Origin of the sequence: Streptomyces sp. NPDC055962, assembly GCF_042270185.1 — a bacterium.
Lineage (GTDB): Bacteria > Actinomycetota > Actinomycetes > Streptomycetales > Streptomycetaceae > Streptomyces.
This window is the reverse complement of record NZ_JBHJYN010000001.1, coordinates 1,154,184-1,166,834: the sequence shown is the minus strand read 5'-3', so window position 1 is coordinate 1,166,834 and position 12,651 is coordinate 1,154,184. Positions and strand designations below refer to the sequence as shown.

The 12,651-nt window shown below is 71.0% G+C and carries 15 protein-coding genes and 3 tRNA genes; 11 read left to right on the top strand and 7 right to left on the bottom strand.

The window, feature by feature from the left end; translation table 11 throughout:
- Positions 1-79: 79 nt before the first annotated feature.
- From mscL to ACFC51_RS05300, 4 genes are all read left to right on the top strand, one after another.
- On the top strand, positions 80-562 hold the full coding sequence (gene mscL, locus ACFC51_RS05315) for a large conductance mechanosensitive channel protein MscL (protein ID WP_376374221.1): 483 nt from the start codon (positions 80-82) through the stop codon (positions 560-562).
- Between the two features lie 221 nt (positions 563-783).
- A complete protein-coding gene (gene htpX / locus ACFC51_RS05310; protein WP_099173877.1) occupies positions 784-1,647 on the top strand; it encodes a zinc metalloprotease HtpX in 864 nt (287 codons plus the stop codon).
- Positions 1,644-2,036, top strand: coding sequence for a YccF domain-containing protein (locus ACFC51_RS05305; RefSeq protein ID WP_376374218.1), 393 nt, complete (start codon positions 1,644-1,646; stop codon positions 2,034-2,036). Before htpX ends, ACFC51_RS05305 begins: the two co-directional genes overlap by 4 nt.
- An 80-nt stretch (positions 2,037-2,116) precedes the next feature.
- On the top strand, positions 2,117-2,389 hold the full coding sequence (locus ACFC51_RS05300; protein WP_362664814.1) for a GlsB/YeaQ/YmgE family stress response membrane protein: 273 nt from the start codon (positions 2,117-2,119) through the stop codon (positions 2,387-2,389).
- 96 nt (positions 2,390-2,485) lie between these two features.
- Here ACFC51_RS05300 and ACFC51_RS05295 read toward each other — a convergent pair whose 3' ends face one another.
- Positions 2,486-2,974: a YajQ family cyclic di-GMP-binding protein gene (locus ACFC51_RS05295; RefSeq protein WP_329040019.1), complete on the bottom strand. Its 489-nt coding sequence runs from the start codon at positions 2,972-2,974 to the stop codon at positions 2,486-2,488.
- 162 nt (positions 2,975-3,136) lie between these two features.
- On the opposite strand from ACFC51_RS05295, the gene ACFC51_RS05290 reads away from it, so the two are divergent.
- Positions 3,137-3,218, top strand: a tRNA-Tyr gene (locus ACFC51_RS05290).
- Between the two features lie 634 nt (positions 3,219-3,852).
- Here ACFC51_RS05290 and ACFC51_RS05285 read toward each other — a convergent pair.
- From ACFC51_RS05285 to ACFC51_RS05260, 6 genes are all read right to left on the bottom strand, one after another.
- On the bottom strand, positions 3,853-4,287 hold the full coding sequence (locus tag ACFC51_RS05285; RefSeq protein ID WP_376374215.1) for a hypothetical protein: 435 nt from the start codon (positions 4,285-4,287) through the stop codon (positions 3,853-3,855).
- A 260-nt stretch (positions 4,288-4,547) separates the two neighbouring features.
- Positions 4,548-5,408, bottom strand: a complete 861-nt coding sequence (locus ACFC51_RS05280; protein ID WP_376527015.1) for a hypothetical protein — start codon at positions 5,406-5,408, stop codon at positions 4,548-4,550.
- A gap of 208 nt (positions 5,409-5,616) precedes the next feature.
- Positions 5,617-6,816: an MFS transporter gene (locus tag ACFC51_RS05275; RefSeq protein WP_376374213.1), complete on the bottom strand. Its 1,200-nt coding sequence runs from the start codon at positions 6,814-6,816 to the stop codon at positions 5,617-5,619.
- A 120-nt stretch (positions 6,817-6,936) separates the two neighbouring features.
- The gene (locus ACFC51_RS05270) at positions 6,937-7,602 is read right to left on the bottom strand and encodes a DedA family protein (protein WP_376374212.1); all 666 of its coding nucleotides are present in this window, start codon (positions 7,600-7,602) and stop codon (positions 6,937-6,939) included.
- 160 nt (positions 7,603-7,762) lie between these two features.
- Positions 7,763-8,419 (bottom strand): SDR family oxidoreductase, encoded by a 657-nt coding sequence (locus ACFC51_RS05265; protein ID WP_376374210.1) that lies wholly within the window; start codon positions 8,417-8,419, stop codon positions 7,763-7,765.
- A gap of 34 nt (positions 8,420-8,453) precedes the next feature.
- Positions 8,454-9,674 (bottom strand): amidohydrolase family protein, encoded by a 1,221-nt coding sequence (locus ACFC51_RS05260; protein WP_376374208.1) that lies wholly within the window; start codon positions 9,672-9,674, stop codon positions 8,454-8,456.
- 308 nt (positions 9,675-9,982) lie between these two features.
- Between ACFC51_RS05260 and ACFC51_RS05255 the strand changes: the two genes are divergently transcribed.
- The 6 genes from ACFC51_RS05255 to ACFC51_RS05230 all read left to right on the top strand — a co-directional run bounded on the left by ACFC51_RS05255 (position 9,983) and on the right by ACFC51_RS05230 (position 12,588).
- A tRNA-Thr gene (locus ACFC51_RS05255) sits at positions 9,983-10,055 on the top strand.
- A gap of 46 nt (positions 10,056-10,101) precedes the next feature.
- Positions 10,102-10,174: transfer RNA gene (locus ACFC51_RS05250), tRNA-Met, on the top strand.
- Between the two features lie 89 nt (positions 10,175-10,263).
- Positions 10,264-10,428 carry a 50S ribosomal protein L33 gene (rpmG, locus tag ACFC51_RS05245; protein WP_003956487.1) on the top strand — a complete coding sequence of 55 codons (165 nt, stop codon included), beginning with the start codon at positions 10,264-10,266 and terminating at the stop codon, positions 10,426-10,428.
- A 111-nt stretch (positions 10,429-10,539) separates the two neighbouring features.
- Positions 10,540-10,992, top strand: a complete 453-nt coding sequence (locus tag ACFC51_RS05240; RefSeq protein ID WP_376374205.1) for a MaoC family dehydratase N-terminal domain-containing protein — start codon at positions 10,540-10,542, stop codon at positions 10,990-10,992.
- Positions 10,992-11,420 carry a MaoC family dehydratase gene (locus ACFC51_RS05235; RefSeq protein WP_376374202.1) on the top strand — a complete coding sequence of 143 codons (429 nt, stop codon included), beginning with the start codon at positions 10,992-10,994 and terminating at the stop codon, positions 11,418-11,420. Before ACFC51_RS05240 ends, ACFC51_RS05235 begins: the two co-directional genes overlap by 1 nt.
- Positions 11,421-11,532: 112 nt before the next feature.
- Positions 11,533-12,588 (top strand): UDP-N-acetylmuramate dehydrogenase, encoded by a 1,056-nt coding sequence (locus ACFC51_RS05230; protein WP_376374200.1) that lies wholly within the window; start codon positions 11,533-11,535, stop codon positions 12,586-12,588.
- Positions 12,589-12,651: the final 63 nt, after the last annotated feature.

The following is a 12,651-nucleotide window of genomic DNA, read 5'->3' as shown; positions in this document are numbered from 1 at the left end:
GGGCATGGTCATGCGTGCACGCGTCACGAAAAGGGGACGCAGGACGGCCACAACAAGAAAGCACAGAGGAGCCAGAGCGGTGCTGAACGGGTTCAAGGACTTCATCCTCCGCGGGAACGTCATCTCCATGGCCATCGGCCTCGCCGTGGGAGCCGCCTTCACCGCCGTGGTCACGGGCTTCAGCAACGCGTTCATCGTGCCGCTGATCGGCCTCTTCACCCGGGGCACCGGCGACTTCACCAAGTCGAAGTTCACCTTCGACGGCGTGGTCTTCCCCTACGGCCTCTTCATCAGCGCGGCCATCGCCTTCCTGATCACCGCCGCGGTCCTCTACTTCCTGGTCGTCCTCCCCATGGCCAAGGTCCAGAACCGCTTCACGGCCAAGGAGGAGGAGAAGGCGGCCGACATCAAGGCCGCCCTCCGCGACTGCCCCCACTGCTTCAGCGAGATCCCCTCGGTCGCCACCCGCTGCGCGCACTGCACGTGCGAGGTCGAGCCGGACGCCGAGGCGCGCGCCCTCGCCGGGCTCCCCGCCCAGGCAGGGCTCCCCGCCCAGCGCTGACTCCCTCTGCCGCGCGGAGCCACTCGCCCGCGCAGGCACGACCACCCGTACGGCCCAGGGGCGGATCCACCAGGATCCGCCCCTGCTGCCTGTGCCCCCGGCCACCTCGCACAAGGGAACTAGCTCCCTTCCCCTCGCGTTGACCAGTACAGGACGTTCCACTGGGGAGTGGAGCACCATCGAGCAAGGGTTCCCCTGCTGCACCATTTGGAGGGCGTACCGTGCACCGCCGGCACAACGGGCTGAAAACCGCTGTACTCCTCGGGGGCCTCTCGGCCCTCATCATCGTCATCGGCAGCTTCTTCGGACGGACCGGCCTGATCGTGGCCCTCCTCGTCGCGCTCGCCACCAACGCCTACGCGTACTGGAACAGCGACAAGCTCGCCCTGCGCGCCATGAGGGCCCGCCCGGTCAGCGAATTCGAGGCGCCGCAGCTCTACCGCACGGTCCGTGAGCTCTCGACCGCGGCACGCCAGCCCATGCCCCGGCTGTACATCTCCCCGACCCAGGCACCGAACGCCTTCGCCACCGGCCGCAACCCGCGCAACGCCGCCGTGTGCTGCACCGAGGGCATCCTCCAGATCCTCGACGAGCGCGAGCTGCGCGGAGTCCTCGGCCACGAGCTGAGCCACGTCTACAACCGCGACATCCTCATCTCCTCCGTTGCGGGAGCCCTCGCCTCCGTCGTCATGTTCCTGGTCAACTTCGCCTGGCTCATCCCTGTCGGGCGGTCCGACGACGACGACGGCCCGGGGCTCCTCGGCATGCTCCTGATCATGATCCTCGGCCCGCTCGCCGCCTCCGTGATCCAGCTCGCCGTCAGCCGCTCCCGTGAGTACCAGGCCGACGCGTCCGGGGCTCAGCTCACCGGCGACCCGCTCGCCCTGGCGTCGGCCCTGCGCAAGCTGGACGCCGGGACCAAACAGCTTCCGCTCCCGCCCGAACCGCGGATCGAGACCGCGAGCCACATGATGATCGCGAACCCGTTCCGTCCCGGCCAGGGCATGTCCAAGATGTTCTCCACCCACCCGCCCATGGCTGAACGCATCGCCCGACTCGAGCAGATGGCAGGGTATCGACCATGAACGCAATCCTGAACGTCATATGGCTGGTCCTGTGCGGACTCTGGATGTTCCTGGGCTACATCGCCGCAGGGCTCCTGCTCTGCATCACGATCATCGGCATCCCCTTCGGCGTGGCCGCGTTCCGTATCGGCGTCTACGCCCTCTGGCCCTTCGGACGCACCGTCGTGGACCGCCCCGGCGCCGGAGGCGGCTCCCTCATCGGCAACGTCCTCTGGGTCGTCCTGGCGGGCTGGTGGCTCGCGCTCGGCCACATCTTCACCGGCATCGCCCTGTGCATCACGATCATCGGCATCCCGCTGGGCATCGCGAACTTCAAGCTCATCCCGGTCTCGCTGATGCCCTTCGGCAAGGAGATCGTCCCCAGCGACCAGCCGCTCGTGGGCCACTGACGGGACCAGCCGGCCGGCAACCGCACCCGTCCTGACAGCGTCATGGCTTGCAGGAACGAGTGACGGGTAGGAACGCGGACATGAGCATCATCAGCTGGATCATCCTCGGGCTGCTGGCCGGCGCCATCGCCAAAATCCTCCTCCCGGGCCGCGATCCCGGAGGCATCATCGGCACCACCCTGATAGGCATCGTGGGTGCCTTCCTCGGAGGCTGGCTGTCGTCGCGCTTCCTTGACCGCCCCATCAGCACGGACTTCTTCGACGCGGCGACGTGGGTGGCCGCCATCGCCGGATCCCTCGTCCTGCTGATCGCCTACCGGCTGCTCTTCGGCAACTCCCGCGAACGGCGCTGACCCGCCCCGGACCGCCACGAGAACGGCAACAGGGCGGGAAGCGCCGCCATGGCCCCCCGCCCCGCCCGCGCCCCGCTGCACACGGCAGCGGGCCGTCTACCGGTAGTTGGCGAACTGCACCGCGAAGTCGAGGTCCTTGCCCTTGATCAGCGCCTGCACCGCCTGCAGGTCGTCCCGGCTCTTGGAGCTGACGCGCAGCTCGTCGCCCTGGACCAGCGCCTTGACGCCCTTCGGGCCCTCATCGCGGATGATCTTCGCCACCTTCTTGGCGTTCTCCTGCGAGATGCCCTCCTCGATCGTGGCGAAGATCTTGTACTCCTTGCCGGAGAGCTGGGGCTCGCCCGCGTCCAGCGACTTCAGGGAGATCCCGCGCTTGATCAGCTTGGACTGGAAGATGTCGAGGATCGCCTTGACCCGCTCCTCGCCGTTCGCCTCCATGAGGATCTTCTCGCCGGACCAGGAGATCGACGCGCCCGTCCCCTTGAAGTCGTAGCGCTGGGAGATCTCCTTGGCGGCCTGGTTGAGGGCGTTGTCGACCTCCTGCCGCTCGACCTTCGAGACGATGTCGAAACTGGAGTCGGCCATGACGTGTGGCTCCTTGCGTCGTATGCGTTGGGTACGGCACAAAGCCTAGCCACCCCCGCGCCCGCCCGGCGCTGATCAACCGGGTGGCGTAGCACCCCCGGGTATCAGGTATCGTTTACGTCGTCGCCAAGGAGCCCTACGGGGATCCGAGGCGTCGTTCCAGGCGGTGTGCCCGAGTGGCCAAAGGGAGCAGACTGTAAATCTGCCGGCTCAGCCTACCCAGGTTCGAACCCTGGCGCCGCCACAGGACGGGAAACCCCGTCCGACCTGCTGAAACAGTGGGTCGGGCGGGGTTTCTGCGTAGGTGTACGTGTTGCTGCGGAGCGGGCCGGCCGGCCCCCGAGATCGCCCGCCGTCCCACCGGGATCCCGCTCTTGTCAGGGAGTGCCAGGGCGTGTCCCCCAGCTGTCCCTCCGGGGGGAAAGTCTCGCTCCGTCTCGTCCCGCTCTTTTGCCGGTCTCGTTCCGCTCCCGTAGCGCTGTGCCGAGCCGCGGCCGGTGAACTCCGCTCTGATGGCGTCAGAACGCGGGGAGTTGTGAACGCGGGCAACGGCAACACGTCTGGGTGCTGGGCCTGTGGAGCGAGATCACCGACATGCAGGCAGCGATGCGGAAGGACCTGGGGGTCGGTTCAGGGGTTCCCGTGCCGTCTGAGCGCTCCGAGAGCGGCCAGGTCGGTCCGTAGCGCTGTGTGGTGGGCCGGGACCCGCAGACCGGCACTCGAATTCCACGCCGGATCGGACGTCCCCCGGCTTCTCCGCGGGTGCGTTCGCTGCGGCTCGCCCCTCTCCTGCATCCGCGTGGACCCGGCCGGCCGCCCGGCTTGCGCGCCCACCCCGGTGTGAGCGGCGGCGCAGGCGGCCGGGTCGGTTCGGGAGGTCAGCCGGCCAGGGGCAGAACGGCTGCTATCGCGTTCCGGTCCTTGCGTGCGACCAGAGGGAAGATGATCTTCAGGCCCTGCTGGTCGTGAGGCGAGGTGACGACGAACGACGAGTTGAGCACCCGCTCCTTGACCTCGGTGCGCACGAGACCGGAGAGGGGAATCGTCATCAGGTGCTCCTCGGGCCTCGCGAACGTCGGGTTGGCCCGGAAGACGAAGATCCGGCGGTCGGTCATCGCGAGATACATGGGGACCGGTACGGGGATCACGGCCATCGCGCCGCCGCTCATGAGCGCCGAGGCCGCGGCGAACGCGGCGGTCCGGCGTACGGAGACCGTGCTCAGGTTCACGATGGTCGCCACCTCGACCTGCTCCCCGGCCTCGAGCATGGGGTCGATCGCGGCCAGCAGCAACCGGCGGCGCTTTCCGTTCATGGGTGTCCTCCTGGAAGATCGGAAGCGAGCCGGTGGGGATGCTTCCTACCGGCCTGCTAACTCTCCGCTTCCGGATGCTGTGCGCAGGATGCCGGGACCCGGGACATCGCTCCGGGCCGGACTCTCCTCGCGAGGCCCGGCCGGCGTGAGCTGTCGGCATACCTTGCCACACGCGCTTTCCGGGCCCTGCCCGAGCACCCCGGGACGGGCCGTGCGGGGGCCGTGTGCCGTCCCGGCCTGGCCCGGAGGCGTGTGCGGGATCAGGGCCGTTCGTAGAACTGCAGCGCCCCGCCGGCGCAGAAGCTGAGCGCGCCCGCCAGGGTGCCCCAGTTGGCGATGTCGATGTTCACGACGCTCCCCGTCGCGGGGCGGGTGAAGTCGGCCAGCGCCGACGCCATGAAGAGCACCGATCCGAACTGGTTGACCGCGACGATCCACCAGCCGAGATCGTGGGGGCGGATGCCCGGCCGGCCGTGGCAGACCTCCACCAGGGCCAGGTGCCCGGAGACGAGGAACAGCAGGCAGCCGATCAGGTCGGGGGCCCAGACCAGGCGGTCCACCTGCTGTGCGCTGAGCCCCTGCAACAGGGAACCCAGCAGGTTGATCCCGAACACCAGCGTTCCCACGAACAGAACGAAGGTGCTCAGCCAGTCGATCCGGCCCGGTTCGTAGCTCCACCACCTCCAGCGCTGTGTGGCGAGCGCGGCGATCCCGCTGTTCTGGCGGGGAGCGTTCACCGCCTGGAGCAGGGACGCGTAGTCACCCGTGTTGAAGAACAGACCGCCGGCGAAGTAGATCCAGGCCCCCGTCGCCCCGCCCGTGCCGAACTGTGCCACCGAGGCTCCGGCGACGAACAGGCCGCCGCCGATCACGAACGCGCAGGCGGCGATGGTGTTCAGCCGGCGGAGGCGATGCTTCGAGACGCTGTCCGCGCTTCGGGAGCGGGGTTCCGACTCACCCGCCGCCCGCACGGTGAGCAGACCGCGCTTGCGGGCCGGCCGTGACTCCCAGACGGCGGTGCCTCCGTCACCGAGGCGCCAGGTCAGCCGGGTGGTGAACGGTCCTGCACCCTCGGCGGTCTCCTCGGTCCGGCTCACCCGGCGGCCCTGGCTCTCCGTCATGCGCCATCCCGTTCGTTGCCCAAGTCCCGTCCTGCGCGATCCCGTTCGTTGCCCGAGCCCCGTCCTGCGCCATCCCGTTCGTTGCCCAAGCCGTGTCCCGCGTCATCCCGTTCGTTGCCCACGTCGTGCGCAGGCGGGCCGCATCGGGCCGGGCCGGGGAGCGGGGAGCCCTGCATCCGTCCTCCGCGGCGGGCGCGCCGCGCTCCGTTCACGCCGCCCCCGCACCCGCCGGGCGCCGCAGGAGGTAGATGCCGGCGGCTGTGACCAGGACCGCCATGGAGGCGATGAAGACCAGGCCCGCGTCCTGGAGGCCGATGTGGCCCGAGAGGACGCCGATGCCGATCACCGGAAGCGAGATGCCCGCGTAGGCCACCACGAACAGCGTCGAGATGACAGCCGCCCGCTTGTCCGCCGGTGACGCCGCGGCCACCTGGGCGAGGGCGGCCCGGAAGGTCAGCCCCTGACCGGCGCCGCCGAGGAGCGCGCTCAGTACCACCAGGGGCAGCAACTGCCACCACAGCGCGGCCGCGAGCAGCGCCAGCCCTCCGAGGAGTCCCGCGCAGCCCAGGGGAAGTGACCGCCCCTCACCGATCCTGCCGACCGCCGACTGCCCCGCGATCGAGGCGAAGAAGGCCAACGCGACGATCAGCCCGCTCACCGCGTGGTTGTCGACGTCGAGGAACTCGGACAGGAACGCCGGGCTGACCGAGGTGAACACCCCGAACAGCGCGAATCCCACGAAGGACGCCGCCGCCGCCGGCCGGAACACCGCCCGGACCTCGGGCGGCAGTCCGGGCCGCTGCGGACGGACGGTGCTCAGAGACCGCCGGACGCGCACGGTCTCCCGCAGGCCGAGCAGGACGGCCCCCGAGACCGCCAGCAGCGCCAGGTGCACGAGGAACGGCAGGTGCAGCGGCCAGGGGGCGTACTGAGCGAGGATCCCGGCGAGCAGGGGGCCGCACCCCAGGCCGCCCATGTTCGCCGCCGTCGCCACGAACGAGGCCCTGGGGGAGTCCCTGCCCGGCGCCAGTTCCATGACGTACGCGGTGGCGGCCCCGGTGAACAGCCCGGCCGACAGGCCCGACAACAGCCGTCCCGCGAAGAGCCAGCCCAGCGCGGTGGCGCACAGGAAGCAGACCGCGCTCGCCGCCGCACAGCCCAGGCCCCACAGCAGCACCGGGCGTCTGCCGACCGCGTCGGAGGCGTTCCCCGCCAGCAGCAGCACTCCGATGACGCCGAAGGCGTACACGGCGTACACCACGGTCACCGTCAGCTCGGAGAATCCGAGTTTCTCCTGGTAGAGGCTGTAGAGCGGTGTCGGCAGAGTGGTCCCCGCCATGCACACCGCGAACACCGCCCCGCTGAGAAAGCAGGCGAGCCAACCTCGGCGATCAAGGCCACCGTCCATGGGTCCGACGCTATCCCGCGCGCGCTCCGGCAGGCCGCAACGCCTCGCGCCCGGCTACGACGCCGGATGTCCCGGGCCGTCAGGAGACGGGGCCGCCGTCTCCGGGCTCCCCGGGGCGGCTCACGAACTGCGGCGGTGCTGCGCGCGGTCCCTGCCGCGCAGCCGCACGACCACGTACGTCACGGCGGCCACGACCGCCAGGGCGAGCACCGCCTTCGACGCGAATCCCACGTACGTCCCCACCGACTCCCACCGGTCGCCGAGCCAGTATCCGGCCATCACCAGGACCGAGTTCCAGATCAGGCTGCCGAGCGCCGTCAGCATGACGAAGACGGGCAGCGGCATGCGCTCCACGCCCGCGGGCACGGAGATGAGGCTGCGGAAGACCGGCACCATGCGGCCGAAGAAGACCGCCTTGGTCCCGTGCCGGGCGAACCACTTCTCCGTTCGCACCAGGTCGGAGGCCTTCACCAGCGGCAGTTTCGCCCACAGGGCGTGCATGCGTTCCCGGCCGAAGGCCGCGCCGATCCAGTAGAGGACCAGGGCTCCCACGACCGAGCCGAGCGTGGTCCAGAACAGCGCCGAGGTCAGGCTGAGGACGCCCTGCCCGGCGGCGAAGCCGGTCAGCGGCAGGATCACCTCGCTCGGCAGCGGCGGGAAGAGGTTCTCCAGAGCGATGGCCAGGCCCGCCCCGGGACCGCCCATGGTTTCGACGAGTCCGGTGGCCCAGCCCGCGATGCCGCCCGAGGGCTCCTGCGGTGCAGCGGTCGAGTACGTGAGTTGCATGGGAGTCTCCAGGTCGGCGGGTCGTCACGGGCGTGTACCCCGATGACCCTCCACGTCGGAAACCGCAGCTCAACGGCCGGTGTGCGGCCGGTCGGTCCGGTGTGGTCCCCCGCAGGCGGGGAACCACATCTCCTGCGCGGACAACGGCCGGCGCCGCGCCTCAGTTCCCCGCGATGTCCTTCACCGCGACCGTCACCGGCGTGGAACCGCTGATCAGCTCCAGCGTCAGACCCGCGGTCGCCGGGGTGTCCAGCAGCTCCGCCAGCACCGCCGCCACGTCGTCGCGCGGGATCGGCCCGCGCCCCGTCGACGCGGCGAGCAGGACCTGCCCGGTGCCTGCGTCGTTCGTGAGCATCCCGGGGCGCAGGATCGTCCAGTCCAGGGCGCTCCTGGAGCGGACGTACGCGTCCGCCTCGCCCTTGGCCCGCTGGTAGACGTCGAAGACCTCGTCGCCGGAGCGACCGGGGTCGGCGCCCATGGAGGACACCACGACGTAGCGGCGCACCCCTGCCCGCTCCGCCGCGTCCGCGAAGAGCACGGCCGCTCCCCGGTCCACCGTGTCCTTGCGTGCCGAGCCGCTGTCGGGGCCCGCGCCGGCCGCGAAGACCACCGCGTCGGCCCCTCGCAGGACCTCCGCCGTCTCCTCGACGGACGCCGATTCGAGGTCGAGGACCACGGGCTCGGCACCCGCCGCCCTCAGGTCCTCGCCCTGCTGCGGGTTGCGGATCACACCCACCGCTTCGTCACCGCGCGCGGCGAGCAGCCGCTCCAGCCGCAGCGCGATCTGACCGTGTCCACCTGCAATGACAATGCGCATGCTTCCGACCGTACGCCGCGCGGGGCGCTCGTGCTCAAGCCCCGGCACCGGGGCCGGAATCGGCGCGTCCCTGACGGGGGAGGTCCAGGGCCGCGGCGGCCTCCGAGTCGCAGTACTCGCGTACGGCGCTGGTGCGCGCCACCACGCGTCCCCGGTGTACCACGATCCGGCTGTACGCGAGGGAGAGCACGCCGGCCAGCCCGTCCCCGCGCACGGCCAGCAGCTCGGCGGGGAAGCCGGCCTCGACCCGCACCCCGGGCAGGCCCAGGGCCGCTCTGGCGGAGCCGGAGACGGCCTCGTAGGCGGACGCAGGGCCGAGCCCGCCCTGGGAGGCGAGCAGGTAGGCGGCCTCCAGGGGGTCGCCGCGGCCGACGGGGTTGGTGCTGTCGCGCAGGGCTCCGCTGCCGGCGGCCACCCGCACCCCGGCGGCCCGCAGCAGCCGTACGGGAGGGCCCCCGCGGAGCCGGGATCCGGAGCAGCCGCCCTGAGGGAGGCAGACCACCGTCACGGCGGCGGCGGCGAGCCGGTCGGCGATGCGGGCCGCCTCGTCGCCCGGAAGCCGCGAGAGGCCCGCACAGGGGCCCAGGCAGACGCCGGGGCGTAGCCCGCCGGCCATGGCGGCCAGCCGGGCGAGCCGCGCGGGGTCGTCACCGTCGGTGTGGAGGTCGACGGGCCGGCCCCGGGCGGCGGCGAGTTCCAGGACCGCCTCGGTGTATCCGGCCGGATCGGGGTCGAGGTCGGGGCAGCCGCCGATGACGTCCACGCCCATGTCCACCGCGTCACGGAGCACGGCGAGGCCGTCGGCGCCCGCGACGCCGGTGAGGAGCCGGGGCACCGCGACGGCGGTCAGTTCGGTGAGGCCGCGCAGCGAGCGGCGGGCCCCGAGTACGCCTTCGAGGGAGCCGAGCCCCTGGACGTCGCCCACACGCACGTGGGCACGCAGCGCGGTGGCCCCGTGGCTGAGCTGGAGCAGCGCGGCCTCCGTGGCCCGGCGCCGGACGTCCTCGGGCCGGCAGGACGCGGGGCCCTCCGCGGTGCCGGTGAGCGCCGTGTCCGCGTGGGCGTGGGGCTCTGCGGGGGCCGGCAGCAGAAGGTAGCCGCGCAGGTCCAGGCGGGTGCCCCGGGTGGTGAGGCTGCCCGCCGTGCCCACCGCCTCGATCCGCGGGCCGTCGATCCGCACGTCCACGGTGCGCCCGTCCGCGAGCCTGGCTCCGCCGAGGAGGAGTGCGGGCGCGTCGGTGTGGCTGTCGGGCATCGCGCCGCTCCTGGAAGGAATGCAAGATCACGCAGAGTCCGCCCAACCTAGGCGGATGATCCGCCCGCTCCAGGGAGGAGCGAATTAGTCGTACGAATGTGGCCCCGGGGGCGAGGGCCGGGGCGGGCCGGGAGAGGGGTCTCACGGGCGTCCGCACGCTGCTCCGCGGAGATCGCGTACGGGCTGATCAAGGGCCTGATCAGGGGGGTGGGGGCGGGGGCCGGCCGGGGGGTGCGGCGGGGGCCGGTGAGGGCGGCGGAAACGGATTTGGGCGATCGGCGAGAGACCGTGTAATGTCTTCCTCGCTCGCCCCAATAGCTCAGTCGGTAGAGCGTCTCCATGGTAAGGAGAAGGTCTGCGGTTCGATTCCGCATTGGGGCTCTGGTGATCGGGTCACCCCACTTCGGTGGGGGAAGCCCGGCATCAAAGCGGTGTAGCTCAGTCGGTAGAGCAAGCGGCTCATAATCGCTGTGTCACCGGTTCAAGTCCGGTCACCGCTACTAACGGTAGCCGATTGTTGGGTCGGTCCTTCGATCGGCTACTCTTTTTTGCGTTCATCCGTCCATCCGTCCGTCCAAGGAGCACTCACGTGGCTGCCACCGACGTCCGCCCGAAGATCACGCTGGCCTGCGTGGAGTGCAAGGAGCGGAACTACATCACCAAGAAGAACCGGCGTAACAACCCGGACCGTCTTGAGATGAAGAAGCACTGCCCGCGCTGCAACTCACACACTGCGCACCGCGAAACGCGCTGAAACAGGCTCGTACACGAGGCCGTCCCCATTGGGGGCGGCCTCGTGTCGTTTATCTTGATGGCTCGGGCTGTCCCTCGCCCTATTCGACTTTCATCAGGAGGTACCGGGCTCATGGCGCTCGACCAGTCCTTCGTGGGGCGGACCTATCCGCCCACCCCGGCGTACGAGGTCGGCCGGGAGAAGATCCGGGAGTTCGCGGAAGCGGTGGGTGACACCAACCCCGTGTACGTGGATCCGGAAGCCGCCAAGGCTCTCGGGTACTCCGACGTGATCGCCCCTCCCACCTTCGTCTTCTCCATCACCTTCAAGGCCGCGGGCCAGGTCGTCGAGGACCCCCAGCTGGGCCTGGACTACAGCCGCGTGGTGCACGGTGACCAGAAGTTCGCGTACGCGCGTCCCGTCCGGGCGGGGGACCGGCTGACGGTCACCTCCACCATCGAGGCGATCAAGACGATGGCGGGCAACGACATCGTGGACATCCGCGGCGAGGTGCACGACGAGTCCGGCGAGTACGTGGTGACCGCGTGGACGAAGCTGGTGGCGCGCGCCGCCGAGGAGGCGTGATGACGGCGAGCATTGCTTACGGGGCGGTCGAGGTCGGCACGGAACTGCCTCCGCAGTCGTTCCCGGTGACCCGGGCGACGCTGGTGCAGTACGCGGGCGCCTCCGGTGACTTCAACCCGATCCACTGGAACGAGAAGTTCGCGACGGAGGTCGGCCTGCCCGACGTGATCGCGCACGGCATGTTCACGATGGCCGAGGCGGTCCGCGTGGTCACGGACTGGACCGGGGACCCGGGCGCGGTCGTCGAGTACGGGGTGCGCTTCACCAAGCCGGTCGTCGTGCCCGACGACGGCACCGGTGCGCTGATCGAGGTCAGCGGCAAGGTCGCCGCGAAGCTGGACGACAACCTGGTGCGCGTGGACCTGACGGCGATGAGCGACGGCAAGAAGGTCCTCGGGATGTCCCGCGCGGTCGTCCGCCTCGCGTGACGCACCGCTGCCGGTGACGGACCACCGGAGGGCGCTCTCCTCAGGGGGGCGCCCTCCGCGCGCTCCGTGGCCCCGCCGGGGTGTCCGGGCCGTGGACCGTACTCTTGTCCCCGTGCAGGAACTCCACGACGCCCCCCTCGCCCCCCTGACCACCTTCCGGCTCGGCGGCCCGGCCGGCCGCCTCCTGACGGCCACCACCGACACCGAGGTGATCGCCGCCGTACGCGAAGCCGACGACAGCGGCACCCCGCTCCTGGTCATCGGCGGCGGCTCCAACCTGGTCATCGGTGACAAGGGCTTCGACGGGACGGCCCTCCGCATCGCGACCCAGGGCTTCGCGCTCTCCGGCACGACGCTGGAACTGGCCGCCGGCGAGGTCTGGACCGACGCCGTGGCCCGTACGGTCGAGGCGGGACTGGCCGGGATCGAGTGCCTCGCCGGGATCCCCGGGTCCGCAGGGGCGACCCCGATCCAGAACGTCGGCGCCTACGGGCAGGAGGTGTCCTCGGTGATCACCGAGGTCGTCGCCTACGACCGGCACACCCGGGAGACCGTCACCCTCCCGAACGAGGCCTGCGCGTTCTCGTACCGCCACAGCCGCTTCAAGGCCGAGCCCGACCGCTACGTCGTGCTCCGGGTCAGGTTCGGGCTGGAGGACGCGGGCGGACTGTCCGCGCCCCTGCGCTACCCCGAGACGGCCAGGGCGATGGGCGTCGAGCAGGGCGACCGCGTTCCCGCCGCCTCCGCCAGCGAGACGGTCCTCCGGCTGAGGGCGGGCAAGGGCATGGTGCTCGACCCGGAGGACCACGACACCTGGTCGGCCGGGTCCTTCTTCACCAACCCGATCCTCGACGAGGCGCAGCACGCGGTGTTCCTCGCTCGCGCCGCCGAGCGCCTGGGCGGGGACGTCACACCTCCGGCCTTCCCGGCGGGCGACGGGCGGGTGAAGACCTCGGCCGCCTGGCTCATCGACAAGGCGGGCTTCACCAAGGGCTACGGCACGGGCCCTGCGCGCATCTCCACCAAGCACACGCTCGCCCTCACCAACCGGGGCGGAGCGACCACGGAGGACCTGCTGGCCCTGGCCCGCGAGGTCGTCGCAGGGGTCCACGAGGCCTTCGGGGTCACCCTCGTCAACGAGCCGGTGACGGTCGGCGTCAGCCTGTAGCGGCGCGGGCGGGGGCCGCGGCCTGTGGTTCCGCCTCCCGCGGCTCCGCGCCGGGGTCACGGG

Bases quoted from the DNA above. Each gene is read 5' to 3' on its own strand.
- ACFC51_RS05260 (WP_376374208.1), bottom strand. From the start codon at position 9,674: ATGCCCGACAGCCACACCGACGCGCCCGCACTCCTCCTCGGCGGAGCC.
- ACFC51_RS05235 (WP_376374202.1), top strand. From the start codon at position 10,992: ATGACGGCGAGCATTGCTTACGGGGCGGTCGAGGTCGGCACGGAACTG.
- ACFC51_RS05240 (WP_376374205.1), top strand. From the start codon at position 10,540: ATGGCGCTCGACCAGTCCTTCGTGGGGCGGACCTATCCGCCCACCCCG.
- ACFC51_RS05300 (WP_362664814.1), top strand. From the start codon at position 2,117: ATGAGCATCATCAGCTGGATCATCCTCGGGCTGCTGGCCGGCGCCATC.
- ACFC51_RS05270 (WP_376374212.1), bottom strand. From the start codon at position 7,602: ATGCAACTCACGTACTCGACCGCTGCACCGCAGGAGCCCTCGGGCGGC.
- ACFC51_RS05305 (WP_376374218.1), top strand. From the start codon at position 1,644: ATGAACGCAATCCTGAACGTCATATGGCTGGTCCTGTGCGGACTCTGG.
- ACFC51_RS05285 (WP_376374215.1), bottom strand. From the start codon at position 4,287: ATGAACGGAAAGCGCCGCCGGTTGCTGCTGGCCGCGATCGACCCCATG.
- ACFC51_RS05265 (WP_376374210.1), bottom strand. From the start codon at position 8,419: ATGCGCATTGTCATTGCAGGTGGACACGGTCAGATCGCGCTGCGGCTG.
- ACFC51_RS05280 (WP_376527015.1), bottom strand. From the start codon at position 5,408: ATGACGGAGAGCCAGGGCCGCCGGGTGAGCCGGACCGAGGAGACCGCC.
- ACFC51_RS05275 (WP_376374213.1), bottom strand. From the start codon at position 6,816: ATGGACGGTGGCCTTGATCGCCGAGGTTGGCTCGCCTGCTTTCTCAGC.
- ACFC51_RS05295 (WP_329040019.1), bottom strand. From the start codon at position 2,974: ATGGCCGACTCCAGTTTCGACATCGTCTCGAAGGTCGAGCGGCAGGAG.